The organism is Paludibaculum fermentans, from assembly GCF_015277775.1.
GTDB lineage: Bacteria > Acidobacteriota > Terriglobia > Bryobacterales > Bryobacteraceae > Paludibaculum > Paludibaculum fermentans.
The window spans coordinates 2,014,460-2,031,102 of the sequence record NZ_CP063849.1; the positions used below are offsets into that span (position 1 = coordinate 2,014,460).

The 16,643-nt window shown below is 63.2% G+C and carries 10 protein-coding genes; 2 read left to right on the plus strand and 8 right to left on the minus strand.

Going from position 1 to position 16,643, the window contains the following annotated elements; genetic code table 11:
* Positions 1–66 precede the first annotated feature (66 nt).
* Complete coding sequence (locus tag IRI77_RS08005; protein WP_194451549.1) at positions 67–2,754, plus strand: InlB B-repeat-containing protein; 2,688 nt, start codon at positions 67–69, stop codon at positions 2,752–2,754.
* A 13-nt stretch (positions 2,755–2,767) separates the two neighbouring features.
* Here the strand turns inward: IRI77_RS08005 and IRI77_RS08010 are convergent, their stop codons facing one another.
* From IRI77_RS08010 to smc, 8 genes are all read right to left on the minus strand, one after another.
* On the minus strand, positions 2,768–5,275 hold the full coding sequence (locus IRI77_RS08010; protein ID WP_194451550.1) for an alpha-glucuronidase family glycosyl hydrolase: 2,508 nt from the start codon (positions 5,273–5,275) through the stop codon (positions 2,768–2,770).
* Positions 5,276–5,485: 210 nt separating this feature from the next.
* Positions 5,486–6,532, minus strand: coding sequence for a uroporphyrinogen decarboxylase family protein (locus IRI77_RS08015; RefSeq protein ID WP_194451551.1), 1,047 nt, complete (start codon positions 6,530–6,532; stop codon positions 5,486–5,488).
* A 61-nt stretch (positions 6,533–6,593) separates the two neighbouring features.
* Positions 6,594–6,749 (minus strand): twin-arginine translocation signal domain-containing protein, encoded by a 156-nt coding sequence (locus IRI77_RS38590; protein ID WP_194453600.1) that lies wholly within the window; start codon positions 6,747–6,749, stop codon positions 6,594–6,596.
* Positions 6,734–8,047 (minus strand): NAD(P)/FAD-dependent oxidoreductase, encoded by a 1,314-nt coding sequence (locus IRI77_RS08025; RefSeq protein ID WP_194451552.1) that lies wholly within the window; start codon positions 8,045–8,047, stop codon positions 6,734–6,736. Before IRI77_RS08025 ends, IRI77_RS38590 begins: the two co-directional genes overlap by 16 nt.
* On the minus strand, positions 8,040–9,191 hold the full coding sequence (locus IRI77_RS08030) for a M50 family metallopeptidase (protein ID WP_194451553.1): 1,152 nt from the start codon (positions 9,189–9,191) through the stop codon (positions 8,040–8,042). The genes IRI77_RS08025 and IRI77_RS08030 overlap by 8 nt, the downstream gene beginning before the upstream one ends.
* 38 nt (positions 9,192–9,229) lie before the next feature.
* Entirely contained in the window at positions 9,230–10,210 is a 981-nt protein-coding gene (locus IRI77_RS08035) for a SelL-related redox protein (protein ID WP_194451554.1), read from the minus strand.
* A 117-nt stretch (positions 10,211–10,327) separates the two neighbouring features.
* A complete protein-coding gene (locus IRI77_RS08040; RefSeq protein WP_194451555.1) occupies positions 10,328–10,945 on the minus strand; it encodes a uridine kinase family protein in 618 nt (205 codons plus the stop codon).
* A gap of 3 nt (positions 10,946–10,948) precedes the next feature.
* Positions 10,949–14,857, minus strand: a complete 3,909-nt coding sequence (smc, locus tag IRI77_RS08045) for a chromosome segregation protein SMC (protein ID WP_194451556.1) — start codon at positions 14,855–14,857, stop codon at positions 10,949–10,951.
* 605 nt (positions 14,858–15,462) lie between these two features.
* Between smc and IRI77_RS08050 the strand changes: the two genes are divergently transcribed.
* On the plus strand, positions 15,463–16,587 hold the full coding sequence (locus tag IRI77_RS08050) for a pyridoxal phosphate-dependent aminotransferase (protein WP_194451557.1): 1,125 nt from the start codon (positions 15,463–15,465) through the stop codon (positions 16,585–16,587).
* Positions 16,588–16,643 lie beyond the last annotated feature (56 nt).

A 16,643-nucleotide genomic window follows, 5' to 3' on the forward strand; every position in this document is an offset into this window, starting at 1 on the left:
TGCTGTGTTCTTTGATCCGCCGGTTCCCTGCGAAATCCGCTTTCGCCTGGTTAGAAAAGGAAGTTCATGATTCGCGCCAGTGTTTGTCGTGTTTTGCTGTTGGCGGCCACGCTCAGCCCGACCCTCCGCAGTGAAACTCCCGGCGTTCCCAACCTGACTGTCTCGCTCACCCACACCTCCGCCTTTCTCCGTGGTCAAACCAACGCGGTCTACCTGATCCGCGTCACGAACGTAGGCACGGCAGCCACCTCGGGACCCATTTCCGTCACCGACGCGCTGCCATCAGGCCTCACCCTCACCTCGATGACCGGTCCCGGCTGGACCTGCCTGGGCAGCACCTGCACCCGCGCCGACATCGTGCAGGCCGGCCAGATGTTGCCGACCATCACCGTCCTGGCCACTATCGGCGCCAACGCCCCAAACTCCGTCAGCAACACGGTCACCGTCGCTGGAGGCGGCGATCAGAATGCCGCCGACAATTCGGCCACCGACCTGACGTCCATCGCCTCGGAGGGCTGGCTGCTGGCCATGGATGACGGCACCGATTACACCTCGGGACTCTGGGTACCACACGACGTCTCCGATGCGGTGTCCGTCGCGGCATCGAAGTACGGGGGCATCGTCCTCCACAAAGACGGCACCGTCTCGGCCTGGACGTTCAATTACCCAGGGAACCTCATCGTCCCCAGCAACCTCACCGGCATCGTTGCCGTAGGTGTCACCTACTGGAACTTCTTTGCTTTGAAGAGCGACGGCACCGTCACCGGCTGGAGCCCGTGGGCCGAAGTGCCGGATACCACCAGCCTCACGGACATCGTCGCCCTCAGCGCGGACCCCTGGATGACGTATCCCGTCATCGCGCTCCACGCCGACGGCACTGTCACTGCGCTCGGATACGGAACCAGCCCCGAACTCACCGTGCCTTCGGGCCTCACAGGTGTCGTCCAGGTCAACACCAACTCCGGCTGCGTCGCCGCCGTCACCGCCCAGGGATCGGTCGTCACCTGGGGCAGCGGCGTTCCGCCCACCCCCGCCGGACTCGGTAGACTCACCCAGGCCGCCTGCCTTGGCGATTACAGCGTTGCCGCCATCCGACCCGACGGAACCGTGGTCGCCTGGGACAAGTACGGGACCAGCGCCGTGGCGAAAGTCCCAGCGGGCCTGGATCACGCCGTCGCGCTCACCGGAGCTTACACCTTCGCGGCCGCCGTGCGCGACGATGGCACCGTACAAGCCTGGGGCCGAATCCCAGGCGGCCTCGGCTTCAATTACTTCCCTAATGCGCCGCAGGCGCTCAGCACCCTCACCCACACTCGGTTGCTGGTGGCTACCATGGACTACGCCGTCGCAATCCTGTCCGCGAAGCCAATCCTCCTGCACGCCACCACTTCGGCCCCGCCCCTGGCCGATACCAATGGCCACCTCGTACACGGTGCTTTCTTCATCGACGGGTACCGGCCCCACTTCGGGCCGTTCATCTCCCTGCGGGTTTCGCCCGGCAGTACCCACACCCTCTCCACTGAGGCTACCCAGGTTCCCGATGGCGGAACCGTCCGCTTCGATTTCGACAGTTGGAGCGACAACGGCCCGGCCACCCACCAGATCACTCTCGGCGACGCCGATGCCAGCTACTCACTGGTTTGGAAGCCGTACTTCCTGCTTGAGACGATCACTAGCGTCGGGGGAACCGTCACACCGGAGACCGCATTCTGGCCGGCTGGCGCCCAGGTCCAGGTCACGGCCACGCCAGCCGCGGGCTACACCTTCACTGGATTCTCGGCCCCGCTCAGCGGAACCGCCAACCCGCAGACCATCCTTTTGTCCGGCCCCTCCTCCGTCACCGCCTCGTTCATCGGCTCCGGACTGGCGCCACCTGTCATCGATTCCCCCGGCTATCTCGGATCCGACGCCACCGCGTATCTCAACCCCCATTTCACGCCGGGCACGCCGGACCAGCAACTCGCCTGGGTGCAGATTCTCTTCGCCGCGGCACCCGATGGGGGCGGCCGGCCCTTCTGCTTCCTCCACTATGACGTGCAAGGCAATGGCCTCTGGTTCTATGGAGACCAGGGATTCTTCGTCGGTCCCCATGCCCCCGGCGCCGTCACGGGCAATCTTCGCAATGGCCTTTGCGCGGTGAGTACAGAATCCACTGTGGCGAGCTTCTACCTCAGTACGCTCACTGTAGCCACGAATATCACCTTTAAGTCCACTGCCGCGTTGAAGGTCTACTTCCGCGCCTACACCACCGCCGGAGTCGACACGGGCTGGATTCAGCGCGGCACCTGGTCGGCCAAACTGCCCGCGCTGCCAGCGATGGCCGTCTCTCCGAACGGCCAGTCATCCGTCAGCCCTTTCTTCAGCGCACTGTACCCCGACCCGCCTGGCTTCGAAGGCGTCAATCAAGGCTGGGCCCAGTTCCTCATAGCCGCCGCCCCCGACGGCGGAGGCCAGCCCTTCTGTTTCCTCCACTACGACAAGGCCGGCAACGGGCTCTGGATGTACTCCTCCGATGTAGGCTTCTTCCTCGGACCCGTCGCGCCGGGAACGGCTTCCACGGACCTCGACAGCAGTGCATGCTCCCTCAACACGGCCTACACCTCGATTAGCAAAGCCAGTGGGCTGTTCTACATCCACTGGCCCGTCACCTTGAAGCCCCCCATGTCCGGCCTCAAGAACATCTATCAGCGCACCCTGGACCCCACGGGCCGCGACACGGGCTGGGTCCAAACCGGCACCTGGACAATCCCATAACAGGCGAGTGAGTCTACGGCCGCTCTGGCAACACCTCGAGATAGTCGAGGGCCGCCTTCTCTCCGCCGTCCGGAGTGCCCTCCACCCGGATCACATCACCCGGTCGCAGTGCGATGCCCGTCACGCTGCGCCGGGTGGACGAAGAACTGTCGATCTTCTGTGTCGGGACCCAGTTCGACGCGGTCCATTCATCCACAACCTGCTCTCCGACCTTCACCCGGTACCGGGCATTGCCATTGTTCTGGTCGAAGTACTGTACTCGAACCGTGTACCAGCCCGCCTTGCCTTCAAAGCGGGTCGCGGCCGAACACTCCGCCGCCTGACAGGCCACGGCTTTTCCACCCGAGCCGCCCTCCCAAGGAGTCACCGGCGTCTCCGCATAGCCCTCCAGCGTCATGGCCTCGGCCTCAATCCGGCCCGGTTGATGCCCGACCCGGCCCTTCGCATCCGCAATGCCCGACGCGCGGTGGAACCAGTTGTTCACCGCATCGCGCCAGACCTGCGCCTGCCCGGCGTGATACTCCAACTGCGCCAGCACCTCGGCATAGCGCCGCTCGTCCACGCGCCCCTTCAAGAGCTTCCAGGAGTTCACATAGCCCTCCACCGAGACCGCGCCGTCATAGTGCAGGTCGTAGAGCGTCTGGATCACCGTCTTGCCCGAATGCAGCATGTGCGTATACGGCACGTGGTGGAAGAACAGTAGCAGTTCGTCAGGACAAGTCGCCAGTGACTCGTAGCGCTTCGCTACCGCCGGCCGGTACTGGCCTGCGTAGCCGGTGCCGGTCGCCACCGTGCGGTCCATCCCTGCGCCCTTCTCATCAGACCGGTGCCATTGGCCCCAGCCGTTGCGTTCCGATGCCTCCACCGACACGCCGTAGTGGTTGCCCACAATATCAGTGAGGGTCTGCAGCCCGAGCGGGCCGGTGTAGTCCTCAAACACCCGCCACGACTTCAACTGCAGCGACTCGATGGTCTGCACAACCTGCGGATCATTACCGAAGGTCAGCCGCGTCCACTCGGCCGCAATCTGCTGCGACGTGAGGTCTGGATTCCAGGCCAGCCGTCCATAACCGTACAGATTCGCCTGCGACATGTGGTTGCCCAGCCAGTTGGCGTCCAGGCCCACATTGGAGACGCCTACAAACCCGCCGGTCGGGCGCTGGAAGACTTTCCCAGCCACCAGGGCCTTCACCGGAGTGCCGGCGCCGCGCGCCTGCATGTCGAAATCGAGCGCCTCTTTCCACATCGGAACCAGGAACACCAACTGGCGGGCCTGCCCGAAGTACTCCTGGGTCACCTGCAGCTCGATCGCCTGGTTGGTGTGCTCCAACGCTCCGAACAGTGGCGAGGCAGGTTCGCGCACCTGGAAATCGATGGGACCGTGCTTGATCTGGATGACGACGTTGTCGTCGAACTGGCCGTCCAGGCGGTTGAAGTTGTCGTAGGCGGCGCGAGCCCGGTCGTTCTTCAGATTGCGCCAGTCCATGTGGTGGTCGTAGACGAACCCGCGGTAGAAGAACAGTCCGCCGTGCGGCTTCAAGGCGCGGGCGATGACGTTCGCCGCGTCGGCATGGGTACGCCCGTAGGCGGAAGGTCCGATGCGCCCTTCCGAATCCGCTTTCAGCAGCAATCCAGCGAGATCGGGCACGGCCCGGTAGAGTTCGTCCGTCTTCGCCTTCCACCAGGCGGCCACGCCGGCATCCAGCGGATCGAAGGTCGCCAGGCCGCCCACTCGCTGCGGACTGCCGAAGTCAACGGACAACACCAGGCGGACACCCCACGGCCGGAACGCCTCGGCGATGCGCGCGATCTGCGGCAGGTACTCTGCAGTCAGGATTCGGGGATCGGTATTGACGTTGTTGATGGAACAGCCGTTGATGCCGAGCGAGGCAAGCAGGCGTCCGTATTCGCTGACGCGGCTCAGGTCCTCGCGCACGACGCCCTTGTCCCAGAAGATGGACCGGCCGCCGTAACCGCGTTCGATGGTGCCATCGAGGTTGTCCCAGTGGTTCACCCAACGTACTGGCGCGTAGGGCGCGGAGTGCTCGTTGAGCGCCTCCATCGCCTCGCCCAACGCGATCTTTCGCAGCAGGGCGAAAGTGCCGTAGAGCACTCCACGCTCACTGCCCCCGGCAATGGAGAGGTGCCGGGCCGTACCTGCAGTCCGAAGACTGAGCGCGTAGCCGTCCTCCGCCAGCGGATTACCGGCTGGAGTTCCTGGAACCGCCTTGCGGACAGCCGGGTCCAGGCCAAGGACAATGGCGCCTTCCGCCGGAACTGTGGAGCTGACGCGCAGGGTGACGCCGAGCATGCCCCTGATGCCGCGAATCAATTCGCGCTGGGCCGTCTGCTCGACGGGCGAGTTGCCGAGCACGACCACGACCGGCGGCAGGGTGTTCACGTAGCGGCGGGCGGCCGCGGCATCCAGCGCTGCGTACCTCAGCCAGGCATCCGCTCCGGTCTCGGCATGAAGTCCGGCCAGGGGCACCAGGGCCCACAACCACCGCAGTTTTCCGCTCATCGATCCTCCCACCAACGCCGCTAAACCGATTCAGCCGATCCTTCCAGGGCATCCGGACGGCATACCCGCCCACCGCAACCACTGCCGGCTGGCGCTCAACTGTATAGTGTTATCCCAATAAGGGCCGAAACACAATCCAAGCGGCCGGTTCCGGCCGACCACTGGGCGCTGCAAGGCGCCGCACAGGACTGAATCCGTTCATTTGATAGTTCAGCGGCTGGCTTCGAATTCGCGTGCCGCCTCCACCAGAGCCCGGATATTCTCCGCCGGCATGCCCGGACTCGCGCCTCCGCCCAGCGACAGGATCAGGTTCGTGCCGGAGGTCTTTCTCAGCACCTCGAGAGCCGCCGCTTTCACCGCTTCGGCGGTACCGCGCACCCCGAGTTCCAGCGGAGAGACATTCCCCATCAGGCACATCCGGCCGCCAGTCCTGCGGGCTGCCTCGGCAATGTCCACCTTGTGGCTAAAGTTCAGGACGTCAAAACCGGTGTCGGGCAGGTCGTCCAGGAACTGTTTAATGGCTGCGTCGTTGTGGTAAACCTTCACCCAGTCTGGTGGGAACGCGTCGCAGATCTTCTTCAGGTACGGAGCGGCGAACTGGTTGTATGAGGCGCGGGAGAGGAACCCAACTACGTCGTCCAGGATGAAGATGCCTTCCACGCAGGGGCCGATCGCTTCCGCCTGTGCCTTCAACCACGCGATGATCCCATCGGTAACGAAGCACAGCAGGCGATGCACCCCCTCCGGATCATCGACGATGTTCGTCATCAGGTTGTTGACGTCATGCACGAAGGCGGCGGTGCAGAGCGGACCGCGGGCGGCGACCACGGGGATCGTGTAGCCGGCATCGAAGATGCGCTGCTTCTGCATGCGGTAGCGATGCAGCGCCAACGACATGAAGCCGTCCCGCCAGGGATCGATGGGGACCATGTGATCGAGATCGCCCAGGCGGTGCAGGGTCGCGCTCTGGCTGGGGGGCTGGTCCGGCTGGAAGGTGATGCGCGCCCCCATCGCGGAAGGCTCGATCGCCATGCCATACTCCACCCACCAGGACGGGAACAGCGTGACTTCCGGAAAGTCCTGGGCCACCTTTAGGTTGGACTGGAACCAGACTTCCGGATCGAGGAAGTAATCCAGGTGGTTAATGCCGAGATACCCGGGCATCCAGGGGCTGTCCACAATCAGGGCGAGAGGAACGGAATCCACGGGCTGGCGTTTGGCGGCTTTCTTGAAGGCGTCCCACTGTTGCTGTCGCATTGGCTTCCTTACGGGCGACCGTGTCGCGGTGGCCTCTGGCGATGAGCCGGGCTATTTCCGGCTAATCAGGCCTGCAAGTATCATAATGGAGCGCGGGAAACAGTGGGGCGCATTCAGGCGGAGGGAGTCTGGATGGGAGCGCAAGGATGCCGCCCCATCCAGTACCAAGTGTTGTCGTTTTGAGAACCTGACGCCGAGGCCTCAGCCCTGGTTCGATTCCCGCAGCTCAACGAGCCTGGGCTCATCTTTACGGACGCGGGTCACTGGGTCGGGCTGCCCCTTCAGTTCGCGAATCACGGCTTCACCCGTCAAGCGGCCGCTCTCCATTGCGCCCTGAATGCTGGGCGTGGAGCGATGGTCGCCACACACATACAAGCCCGCAGCCAGTCTGGACGACTGTTGCCACTCCATGGGCGAGACCACCGGCAGGCCGTGTTCGATGCGGTACATCCGCAGCAGGCGCCACTCATCGGCGACCAGGCCGTACCAGTGACGCAGTTGGCCGCGCACCATGCTAACCACCGTCTGGTCGTCCCGGCTGGGCCAGCCGAGCACGGTGATACTCACCAGTTGCTCGCCTGCGGGCGCATATCCGGGCGCCACAACATTCATCACCGCCAGGTTGTTGATAGGACCCCGGCTGCTGCCGCTCAGCACGAGCATCGGCTCCTCAACCGGCGACTCTTTGGCCGCGAAGTAAAGAGTGCAGACGCTGCGTGACGAAATGGTGCGATCAAAACCCAGCAGGCGCGAGGCTTCCGGTCCTTCCGTCGCCACTACCACCTGTTTTGCCGCCAACACTTCGCCCGTGGAGAGCTTCACCTGGTTGAGGCCGATGGAATGGACACGCTCATTGAAGCGGATCGAACCTTCCGGGAGAACTTCGGCCAATTGCCGGGGGATGGCCTGCATGCCCTCGGCCGGAACGGCGGCGTCGCCTTCGGCGAACATCTTGAAAACGAACTCAAACAGCCGGTTGGAGACGGTCAGCTTCGGGTCCAGCATGACGCCGCCGATGAACGGCTTGAAGAAGCGGTCGATCATGGGCTGGGAGATCTGGCGCCGGCGCAGCGCCTGCATCGTGGAGATGTCTTCTCCCTCGAAGATCTCCTCGATCGTTTTCCGCAGGACAGCGCTTCGGATCCGCGACAGCTTGAACTTATCGGCAAACCCGCCGATGGGCGAAAAAAGGCTGGTCATGAAGGCGCCAGGTTCGCGCCAGGGATCGGGAATGCGGAAGAAGCGGCCGTCGGCGCGAATCAGCGCACCAGGCGCGAAAGCGCACAACTGCAGCCGGTCGTAGTCCAATTGTTCCAGAGCTTCGGGATATGCGGTGAGCAATACCTGGAAGCCACGATCCAGCAGAAATCCATCAACTTTTTCAGTCCGGACACGCCCCCCCACACTGTCCGACGCCTCAATCACCTGGAATGAGACGCCTTCCTTCTGCAATGCCCGCGCACAACAAATGCCGGCGAGCCCAGCGCCGACGATCAATACATCTGGATTAGACATTTCGCTCGATACCTGAATCAGGTCCCTGGGCAGATCCGCGTGATTGCCGGATCTTCCGAAGCACCAGAAACTCTGAAAGATTCTCGCCCGTCAGTAACCCGACTAGTTTCTCGCGTTTGAACACCAATGCGCAATTGCCGGACTCACCCATCATTAGAGCGGCCTCGGAAAGCTGCATCTCTGGAGAAAGCCGCGCGAACGCCCGATCCATGGCTCCGGCGACATAGGAGTCCGGCCCTTCGGATGCCATCGCTTTGAGCAGAGCCGTCCGGTTCAACAAACCCACGGTCTCCTCTCCAGAAAGCACCGGGAAATCCTGCTGGGACGTGGCCAGCAGAAGGTCGGCTGCATCGCGGATCGAATGGCCATGCTGCAGAGTGCGGAAATCCGTGATCATTGCGTCCAAAACAGTCGCGCCCCGCATCAGCGCCTGGGCGGATGTCGCCATCACTTCCTGTGTAGCACCTACATAGACGATGAAGGCGAAGAAGATAAAGATGAAGTTCGAATTTAACAAACCATACAAACCCATGGCCGCCGCCACTACGGTGCCGATTCGGGCTGTCAGGCGTGTGGCATCTTCGATCGGACGTTTTGCCGCGAGCAGGGATCTCATCACCCGGCCGCCGTCCATGGGAAAAGCAGGCAGCAAATTAAAAAACGCTAAGACAAGATTTGTAACTGCCAGCCTGCCGGGAAGATTGGCATCAGTCGATGCCCGCCAATGGCTTAGCTCCACCGTGCCGCCCTGCGAATAAGTCCAACCGAGCAAACCGGCGCCCAGCACGAAGTTCACCATCGGCCCGGCGAGGGCTACCCAGAACTCCTCTGACGGCTTGGGCTGCCGGGCCAGCTTCGCCAACCCGCCCAAGGGCATCATCACGATCTCGGTGGTCTGAATGCCAAAGTGGCGTGCGGCCAGGGCATGTCCAGCCTCATGCAGCAGGACGGAGGCAAACAAGCCGATGACGTACAGGGCCGTACCCGCAATGGACTGCGTGCCTTCCGAACCCATGAAAATGAGCCAGATGACCAGCAGCCAGAAGGTGAAGTGGAAGCGGACCGGGACACCGAACAGCCGAAAGAGCCCGACCGAGCCTGGTGCCCGACCGTCGTTCACCGGCGAAGTATTGGGTTCTTGCATTAACAAGCAATCATAAACCGGCTGGCGGCAAAACGCGATCAGGAGTCGCGGAGCTCAGGTGCGGCATAGTCCCGGCCGGTGACCAGGGCCAGGTAATCCGGACGGTCCGCCGGGCTTTGGTGGCGGTAAGTGCGGACGATTTCGCCATGGAACAACAGGAAGGCGCCCGGCATTTGAAATGCATCGCCGACAGGGCGGCCCATGCCGTGGCGGCCGAGGATGCCCACTTGGAAGGCGCGCCACCATACCTTGGGGCCGAACAGGTCCAACAGGCTGCCTCGGGACAAGGCGAAGGCGCGGTAGAGGGTGCGCTCCGGATCGCCGATGCGGGGAACATTCTCCAAACCATAGTGAGTAAAGAAGTTCGCCGCATGCGGTTCGCGCCCCATGTGCACCAGAACCAGGCGAGCGCCCTGGGCCTCCACTTCGGGCTGCATTCTGGCCAGGTCGCTGAGCGCCTCACGGCAGAACATGCAGCCGGTATGCCGCAGAAATACGAGCAGCACCGGCGTCAGCCGCGAGTGCTCGTCGAGCGTGATGCCATACTGCGTCTTACGCCGCAGGGCAAACCGTAATACATCGGGCGAGACGGTGCGCCGGATGCGCAGCATCATCTCGTGCGTGGCGTGCAGCAGCACCGCGAACGCGAGAGTCCATACAAGATTGTCGAGAATGACGATCAGCCAGGCAGCGGGATCGAGGCGATGCCGGACAATCTCCAGGCCGAGTCCTGCGCCAAGGGCCACCTTCGCGAGAAAGCCCATCAGAACTACCGGCCAATGCCGGAAAACGTGGCTGGCGGCGAACAGGAATCCGGCTCCTAACGCGGCGGTCAGCAGGGCGGCCGCGCCGAGAAACTCGAGCGCCACTTGCGGAGGAGCCGGTTGGCCGGGAATCAGGTAGCGCAGCAGGATGGCCGGGAAAAAGAGGCCGATGACCGCGAACGCAAGATGCCAGGTTCCGGCGGCGCGCAGCAACCACTTCATCCAATCCGGCGGCCGCTCTGTGAGGTAATGCATGCTGTTCCGCAGGTATGATGCACGTCCGGCCGGGCCTGCATCAGAATCATCGCACCCTCACAGACGGCGCCCGCGGGGGGCCAGTTCGTAAAGTTCTGGTTAAGTCGCTCAGCGCCGCTATTCGTTGGTGGCCAGGAACTCAAGCACGCGTTCGCCTGAGCGCTCGATGGGGTCGGTACCCGATAGCGAAAGATCGGCGAAGTCCTGGCAGGGGTAGATGAAGGTGCGCGCGCCGGGCAGGACACTGGTTTCGAACTGCCACTTCACGCTCTCCGGCGTACGGGCGCGTTCGCGGATGTCGCGATAGAGCCGCCGCTCCAGGCAGACCGCCTCCGGCGCCTCGACGTACAGTTTGAGTGACAGCAGATCCCGCAGTTCGGGCCAGTAGAGCGCGAACAGCCCTTCCATGATCACGCACGTGCCGGGTTGGATGATGTCGTCCCCAGGCGTCCGGGAGTGGGTCTCAAAACTGTAATGAGGCGCATGGATTGGCTGGCCGGACGCAAGCGCCCGGGCATGTTCCAGGATGGCGTCGTGGTCGACGATGTGGGGCTCGTCGAAGTTTGTCTTCTCCCGAACCTCCATCGGCAGATGGGAGAGGTCGAGGTAATAGTGGTCGAGATTCAGGACCCGCGCGCCGGTCCTGGCGGACAGCCAGCGCGCGAGTTCCGTCTTGCCGGAGCACGAGGGCCCGGCGATTCCGATCAATTTGACCGGTTGGGACTGCCTGTTCACTGCTTACACCCTCGCGGCCGTTTGCATACTCTGCGCCGGGGGAGGCGGCGGCGCCTGCAGTCTCACGCTCACCAGTTTCGACACGCCTTGTTCCTGCATGGTGACGCCGTAGAGCATCTCGGCCGCCTCCATCGTCTTCTTGGCGTGGGTGATCACAATGAACTGCGTTTGCGCCGCCATATCCTTCAAAAGATTGGCCAGACGGCCTACGTTGGCTTCGTCGAGCGGAGCGTCGACTTCGTCCAGGATGCAGAACGGGCTGGGCTGGTAGTGGAAGATCGCCATCAGCAGCGCCACCGCTGTCAGCGCCTTCTCACCGCCCGAGAGCAGCAGGACGTTCTGCAGCCGCTTGCCGGGCGGCGAAGCCACGATTTCGATGCCCTGGTCGAGCGCATCGCCCTCGCCGGTCAGGCGCATCTCGCCTAACCCGCCGCCGAACAACGACTTGAACATGTCGCGGAACTTGTCGTTGATCACCGCGAAGGCCTCGACGAAGCGCTTGCGCGACTCGCTGTCGATCTCGTTGATCGCCTTCTCGGTGTCGCGGATGGAATCGAGCAGGTCCTGCCGCTGGGTGTTCAGGAAGTCATAGCGTTGTTGCGACTCCTGATACTCGTGGAGCGCCTCCGGATTCACCGGGCCCAGGGCGTCGATCCGCTTGCGCAGTTCCGAAACCCGCTCTTCGATGTCCGAGACGGCCATTTCGTCCAACTCGACGACGGCCGGCGCGGTCTCGCCTTCCGCCACTTCCGCCGGAGCGGCCGCGGCCTGCGCCGCCAGTTCGGCCACTGGGATGTCGAGGTCTTTCCTACAGGTGTCGTCGAGGAACTTCAGCTCACTCTGGCGGCGGACCAGGTTCAATTCAATCTGGTTGCGCTTGTCGTGTGCCTCGGCCGACGCCTGGCGGGTGGTCTTGATGTTCTCTTCGCTGGCCGCCAGGGCGGCGCGCTGGCCGGTTTCCAACTCGGCCAACTCGCCCACGGTCTTCTCGAAGAACTGCTGCTCGTCGCCCAGCGACGAGGCACGCTCTTCGAGCTGCATGTTGTTCTCGAGGAAGCGGTTGCGGGCCACGCCCAGGCGCTCCATCTCGGCCTGCAGGCTCTGCCGGCGATTCGTGACCTCGCGGATCTGGTTCTCGAGACGGGCCGAGGCGTTTTCCACACCGCGGCGGCGCTCGTCAAACCCGGCCAGTTCGACGCGAAGCACAGAGTGCTCTTCGGCGAGCAGATTCACTTCCTGCTTGAGCGATTCGAGGTCGGCGCGGCCCTGTTCGAGGGACTGTTCCACCGCGACCCGCTGCTGCTCGCGCTCTTCCACCAACGCCTGCTTCTGCTGGCGCTGCTCCATGCTGCGGGCTGCATCGCGCTGCAAACGCTCCAGTTCCACGCGGGAGACAGAGAGCTTCTGGGTGGCGCGATTGAACTCCTCGGAGATCTTGCGCATCTCCTGGTCGAGGACCAGGGTGTCTTTCTCCTGCCGCTGCTGGTCCGTGCGGAGCCGCTCGAGCTCTTCGCTGAGAGACTGGATCTCGCCGTCCAGTTGATCCAGCGTCTCCTGGGCGGTCGCCAGTGCGTTCTGGCGGACCTGGAACTGGCCGCTGATCTCGCGCAGTTCGCGCTTCAGGGCGAGGGGGCCGGTGCCGGTCTTCTTGCCGCCGCTGACGGCGTGGCCGCTGTAGCAGACCCCGTCGGGCAACAGGAAGAAGAGATCCGGATACATCATCGCCAGCCGCTGGGCGGAGTCGCGGCCTTCCGCCAGGAAGCAGCGGGCCAGGCGCGGCAGCAGCGCGGCCGGAGCGTTCGTCAACCCGTTCGTGAAGCGGATGCCATCACTGAGCCGGCCAACGATCCCGGTTTCGGGACCGATAGCCGGCTCGTGAACGGGGGAGGCGGCGACAGCAGTACTGTCACCGTTAAGGTGGGGTTCCACGAGGAAGGTAGCCCGGCCGTCGAGGTCGCCGCGCAGGACGTCGATGCCGCGCTGGGCATCGTCCCACGTCTTGACGACCACGTACTCGAGCTCTTCGTGGAGGAATTCTTCGGTCGCTTTTTCGAACTTCGGATCAGTGAGATCGACGAAGTCGGCCAGCACGCCGGCAGGCTTCAGGTCCTGCGCCTGGCCGCGCTCGATAGCCGTAAACAAACGCTTTACGGATTCGGTCGTATACGCGCGGTGGGAAAGGATTTCTTCCAGCGAGTCGCGGCGTGCGCGCAGGCGGGAAGTCTCGGTCTTCAACCCGTCCAGTTGGCGGCGGGTCTCCTGGGCGCGGGCCCTGCGCTCCTGCAAGTCAGCGTCCACGCTCTTGCGCCGGGTCTGGATGTTCTCCAGCTCCATCTGGCGGTTGGCGAGGCGGATGCCGAACTCTGCTTTCGACTGCTCGAGGCGGGCCAGATCGGTGATCGCCGTCGTCTCGTCGTGCTGGACGCGGGCCGTATCCCGCTGCATGGCGGAGAGATAGGTGTCGATCTGGCCGACCTGGTTTTTGAGCTGGGAGCTCTCGCCCAGCAGGCGGACCACCTGCTGGCGGGCGGACTCGAGACCGCGTTCCCGCTCCCGCAGTTGGGCCTGGAGCGAGTCCTTTTCCTCGTTCTTCGCCATCAGCCGCTCGCGGGCTTCGCCGGCCTGCACCTGCAACTGCTGAAGCTGGGCGGTGAGGTTGGTGCGTTCCTGGTCGAGTGCTTCCAGGCGCTTGTACATCTCCTCGCTCTCGCCCTCGCCCTGCTGCAGGCGCTGGTCGATGCCGCCGATCTGGCGGGCTTGCGATTCGATCTGGCCGCGCGTGCGCTCGGTTTCGATGCGGACTTCCGCCAGGCGCTTGCGGGCTTCGGTCAGGTTGGCTTCGGTCTGGTAGAACGTCTCGCGAGCGGCGGCGAGCGACTTTTCTTCTGTCTCTACGCTGGAGTGCAGTTCCTGGTAGGTGCGCGTGGCTTCGCCGAGTTCGAGGGCGACGCGGGTCGCCTCCCGCTCCAGCAGGCGGTAGCGGCCGGTGAGGGCAACGCGCAACTGGGCGTCGAGTTCAGTCTTCAACTCCTCATAACGCTTGGCTTTACCGGCCTGGCGTTTGAGTGAATTCACCTGCCGGTTGACCTCTTCCAGGATGTCGAAGACGCGGGTCAGGTTCTGCTTGGCGCCCTCGAGTTTGGCTTCCGCCAGGCGGCGCTTCGTCTTGAACTTGCTGATGCCGGCGGCCTCTTCAATAACCGCGCGGCGGTCGAGCGGCTTGGACGAGAGGATCTGGCCGATGCGGCCCTGCTCGATGATGGCGTAGGATTCCGGACCAAGTCCGGTACCCATGAAGAGGTCCTGGATGTCGCGCAGGCGAGCCTGTTTGCCGTTGATCAGGTATTCACTTTCACCCGAGCGGAACAGACGCCGGGTGATGGTGATTTCCTGTTCTTTACCTGGCGAATGAAGAGAGAAGACATTGGCGCGTGCGGCGCCATTTGTCCCATTCGCGTGCCCGTTTGTGGGTCCGGTGGTAAGCGGCTCATTCGCAGGGACTTCGATCACTTCGACCGGCCCTTGGAAGGGCACTGCGTCCACTGGCGTTTCAGCGGCGGGCTCGACGGCCACCGGGGCGGCTTTGGCGCCCTTCGACGGCTTGGCCTGTTCGGGTCTTGCTCCGGGAATCACGACACTGCCGGTGGGGTCGACCAAAACCATGGTGACCTGCGCCATCCCGACAGGTTTGCGGCCGTGGGTGCCGGCAAAGATCACGTCTTCCATGCGGGCGCCGCGCAGCGACTTCGCCGATTGTTCGCCAAGTACCCAGCTGATTGCATCGCTGAGGTTGGATTTGCCACAGCCGTTGGGGCCGACTACGGCGGCCACGCCACGACCTTGGAATCGCATCTCGGTGCGGTCACAGAAGGACTTGAAGCCCTGGATTTCAACGCGTTTGAGTGTCAGCAAAGGCGTCTTCCTCTCAATGGAATGCCAGCGTTTCGACGCGCACCCAATAGGGAGCCGCCACTCGGGGGGGTACTTCCGAGAATACACCGCCCAAAGAGAAAAGGCAAGCACTATGCCGCCAGATTCAGCGGTCGGTTTTCGGCGACCACTACTGGTAGTGGTCACAAGGAAAACCTGTGGGAAATCAGGGGGAAACTGCGCGCTCTCAACGCACTTTGACCGCTCTATCCGCGCTTGCATCATGTGCCGCATTCAGAATCTCCTTCAAGCAATTCATTGCAATGACAATGCACTCCGGTATTCACTCCAAACAGCAGCAGACGGTCCCAGTTGGACGAAATCCGCCGGGCAGAAGTTGCCTCGGCAGCCGGACAACAATTTCTCTTCACGAAGAGCCGCGAGAGCCCGAGCCTGGCGCAGGGCCGCGAATTACATTGACAAAAGGTCTGATTTCCCGTAATTTCTACTGAAACGTACAGCACCCGCCAACCGTCGCGAGGTGCCGCCCCACCCACGTCGCACCTGAGCTCCCCAGATTCGTCGCCAAGACGCAGGTCAAGGCGGCTTCCGCCAACCAGGCCACACCTCAACAGGGAGATCCATCCATGGAAACGCAGAAGTTCAGCCGCCGGAGCATGGCACGCATGGCCGCGCTGCTCACGGCAGGCTCCAGCTTGCCCTTTTATAATGAAGCCGCTCTCGCGCAGGAAGCGCAGCGCGGAGTTTCCCGCGGCGCGATGCCGGCGGATGCGGTCCGCATCAGTTCCAACGAGAATCCGCTGGGGCCATGCCCCGAAGCACTGGAAGCCATCTACAAGATTGCAAAGTATGGCGGACGGTATCAGCCCTTCGGAGAGACCGCCGCTTTCATCAAGACGGCAGCCGAAGTGGAAGGCGTGAAACCTTCCTATATTGCTCCGTTCGCCGGATCGAGCGATCCACTGCACCGGACCACGGTCGCCTTCACCTCGCCGGAGCGCAGCTTCGTGATGGGGGACCCGGGCTATGAGGCCGGGGCGCGCTCGGCTCAATTCATCGGCGCCAAGGTGCACCGGATTCCACTGAGGAAGGACTTCTCGCACGATGTCGAGGCGATGTGCAAGGCTGACCCGAATGCGGGCGTCATCTACATCTGCAACCCGAACAACCCGACGGGCACGCTGACCTCGCGCAAGGACATTGAATATGTCCTGGCCAACAAGCCGAAGGGTTCGATCCTGCTGTTGGACGAAGCGTATGTCCACTTCTCGGAGATGACCCCGGCGTCCGAGCTGGTGGCGGCCGATAAGGAAGTCATCATTCTGCGTACCTTCTCGAAGGCGTACGGAATGGCGGGCATCCGGGCCGGCATGGCGATCGCCCGGCCGGACCTTTTGGAGAAGATGCGTCCGTACGGCGCCGGTATGCTGCCCATCACCGGGCTGGTGGCCGCCACGGCCAGCATGCAGGTGAAGACTCTGGTGGCGGAGCGCCGCAAAATCAACAAGGACATCCGCGAGGATACATTCGAGTTCCTGACGGCGAAGAAGTTCACATTCGTCCCGTCGCAGAGCAACAAGTTCATGCTGGAAGTCCACAAGCCGGGCATGGAAGTGGTGAAGGCCCTGGCGGCCGAGAAGATCTACATCGGGCGCGTCTGGCCGATCTGGCCGACGCATGTCCGGGTGAGCATCGGGACGCAGGACGAGATGAACAAGTTCAAGACGGCGCTCGTCAAGGTGATGGCGTAAGCATCAGCCTTCAGCAGTCAGCGATCAGACGGCACCTTCCAGCCGCTGAGCGCTGA

Coding starts and splice junctions, on each gene's coding strand:
- IRI77_RS08050 (WP_194451557.1), top strand. CDS start 15,463: ATGGAAACGCAGAAGTTCAGCCGCCGGAGCATGGCACGCATGGCCGCG.
- IRI77_RS08010 (WP_194451550.1), bottom strand. CDS start 5,275: ATGAGCGGAAAACTGCGGTGGTTGTGGGCCCTGGTGCCCCTGGCCGGA.
- IRI77_RS08015 (WP_194451551.1), bottom strand. CDS start 6,532: ATGCGACAGCAACAGTGGGACGCCTTCAAGAAAGCCGCCAAACGCCAG.
- IRI77_RS08005 (WP_194451549.1), top strand. CDS start 67: ATGATTCGCGCCAGTGTTTGTCGTGTTTTGCTGTTGGCGGCCACGCTC.
- IRI77_RS08030 (WP_194451553.1), bottom strand. CDS start 9,191: ATGCAAGAACCCAATACTTCGCCGGTGAACGACGGTCGGGCACCAGGC.
- IRI77_RS08025 (WP_194451552.1), bottom strand. CDS start 8,047: ATGTCTAATCCAGATGTATTGATCGTCGGCGCTGGGCTCGCCGGCATT.
- IRI77_RS08035 (WP_194451554.1), bottom strand. CDS start 10,210: ATGCATTACCTCACAGAGCGGCCGCCGGATTGGATGAAGTGGTTGCTG.